This is a genomic window from Oleiphilus sp. HI0086 (assembly GCF_001635225.1).
In genome coordinates, this window is record NZ_LWFZ01001047.1 from 1 (window position 1) to 749 (window position 749).

Annotated in this window: 1 protein-coding gene; it reads right to left on the reverse strand. The window is 46.1% G+C overall.

Annotated features, from left to right (window positions below):
* The coding region (locus tag A3756_RS18740) for an HD-GYP domain-containing protein (protein ID WP_197481381.1) at positions 1 to 673 on the reverse strand (673 nt) is incomplete at its 3' end.
* Between the last annotated feature and the right edge of the window lie 76 nt (positions 674 to 749).

Consider the following 749-nt stretch of genomic DNA (forward strand, 5'->3'; position numbering starts at 1 on the left):
GATCAAACACTCCGGTATCGGTTGAAAGCCTAACGAGACGATGAATCATTGAACGCAAACCATGGACACTCAGGTCAAAATCATACGGAAGTAGCTCAGCACTGACGACGAGTAAGCACGACAGCATTTTCTCGAGCTCTTTAATCTTGCTTTCAATATCAAGAAACAGATTTGAGTTCTTTGGTGACTCGATCGGGCTAGACAGGTGCGCTTCAACTAAGGTGATCCAATGCTGATGCGCCCTTTCAAAATACAAAAAAGAATTGAGCCTAAGGTTTGATAAGGTATGAGATATCTGATTGTGACCACCTAGCTGATCAAGGCGGTCACTTAACTCATTGGCGATCACTAAAATCTGGGCGTCTAGACCAAGTTGAGGCTCACCAATGAGATTTGGAAAGCCAGTTCCGTCATTTCGTGCGTGGTGGTGTAGAACCAGCTCCGCAAGCCCTTCTAGCTCAGGTAGGTACTTTTCAACTAAACGTGAACTAATCAGAGGGTGAATATCTCTGCCGTCAAGCGAGCTAGCTGGAGAAAAGAAAGGGCCATTAACCTTTGTGGGAAACTCAATCGTCTCGGTATCGGGTGCGTGTTTACCAATATCTTGCAGTAAACCAGCGACGAACAGCAATCTTTGGTTAGCTTCTGTGAGGCCAGCTGACCGGCCAATCAATAACGCACACCAACTGCAAAACAAAGCCCTTTCGAAGTCGATTTGCGAACAAACATGGACACGAGTAAGTGCCTTC